Genomic DNA, 1403 nt, shown 5'->3' with positions numbered 1-1403 from the left:
GCCACGGAGGCCGCCCGCGCCGCCCCCCCCGCGGCCCCCGGTCATTCGCCCGTTTCACCGACCGTTCCGCCCACCGGAAAGGCCCCGCGCCCCAGAACATGAGCACACCATGAGACTGACACGCCCTGCTTCTGCGACCGGCCTCATTTCTCTGGTTCCGATGATCGACGTGCTGTTGATCCTGCTGGTGTTCTTCATGGTGACCTCCACCTATCTCGACCTCGACATGATCGCCGCCAAAAGCCCGCAGCAGGATGATGCCGCCGCCGCTGACCAATCGGTAAGCGACGCCAGCGATGCGGCGCAAACCGGCCAGACGCTGATGATCCGGCTGGGGGCCGACGGGCAGCTTGGGTTACGCGGACGCCCCCAGACCCCGGAAGAGCTGCGGCACGCGCTGGAGGCGGCCCTTGCCGTCGATCCGCTGGCCCGGGTGCTGATCCTGCCCTCCGGGGCCGCCACCACACAGGCGCTGGTTACCGTCCTCGACATTGCCGCCGCCGCCAATGTGCAGCGGTTGCAGGTCCTGCGGCTGGAGGGGCGGCCATGAAGCTGCAACGCCCGCCGCGCAGCCCCACCGGAGAGCCGATCACTGCCTTGATCGACGTAGTGTTTTTCCTCCTGGTGTTTTTCATGCTGATTGGCCGCATGGATGCCACCGCCCCGTTTGAGGTCACGCCGCCCACCGCCCAATCCGGCCAGGACCTTCCCGCCGGCGGGGCGACCCTGTCGGTCTCGGTTGAGGGCGCGCTGGCGCTGGATGGCACAGAACTGACCGAGGCCGATCTGGACGCCAGCCTGCGCGCAAAGCTTGCCAGCGCCCCCGGCCTGCAACTGCGGATCAACGCCCATCAGGCGGCAGAGCTGCGCCGCGTGCTGCCGCTGGTGTCGCGCGCCGAAGAGCTGGGGTTTGACGACATCGTGCTGGTTGTCTCTCCCGGTCGTGAGGTGGCGCAATGATCCTGGCCGATCCGCCGCCGCCCCGGCGCTCTGGCCTTGCCACCTGGGGGCTGGGGCTGACCGGGTCGGTGCTGGCCAATCTCGCGCTGGCCCTCACGGTGCTGCTCAGCCTGCAGCCGCAACCGGTGCCCGACCAGGACCGCCCCGAGACGACGCTGGACATGACCGCACAAAGCCTGCCCCGCAGCGAGGCCGTGCCCAGCCCGGCCGAGGGCGACCCGATACCGCAGAGCCCCGCCGACGGCGATCAGATCCAGTCCGGTCAGGTGCCGCAGTCCACCGCACAGCCGATCCCCGCGCGCCCCGCCTCGGTCGCCAGTGCCCCCACCGAGGGCCAGTCCCTCGCCCCAGCCGCGCCCGCCGACATGCCGCTCGCCGCCAGCACGACATCGTCCCCTGCCCTGGTCGAAACCACCGCGACCGGCACCGCCCTGACCGCGGCC

General features: G+C 70.5%; 2 protein-coding genes and 1 pseudogene. All 3 read left to right on the top strand.

What is annotated here, in order from left to right:
• Positions 1-109 precede the first annotated feature (109 nt).
• Entirely contained in the window at positions 110-550 is a 441-nt protein-coding gene (locus TRIHO_RS06050; protein WP_068241270.1) for an ExbD/TolR family protein, read from the top strand.
• Positions 547-960, top strand: a complete 414-nt coding sequence (locus tag TRIHO_RS06045; RefSeq protein WP_068241268.1) for an ExbD/TolR family protein — start codon at positions 547-549, stop codon at positions 958-960. The genes TRIHO_RS06050 and TRIHO_RS06045 overlap by 4 nt, the downstream gene beginning before the upstream one ends.
• Positions 957-1403: pseudogene (locus TRIHO_RS06040) on the top strand (hypothetical protein); the annotation flags it as partial. The gene TRIHO_RS06045 and the pseudogene TRIHO_RS06040, both read left to right, overlap by 4 nt.

This window comes from Tritonibacter horizontis (assembly GCF_001518015.1).
Lineage (GTDB): Bacteria > Pseudomonadota > Alphaproteobacteria > Rhodobacterales > Rhodobacteraceae > Epibacterium > Epibacterium horizontis.
The sequence above is the reverse complement of the archived record's forward strand: the minus strand, read 5'-3'. Positions and strand labels throughout refer to the sequence as shown.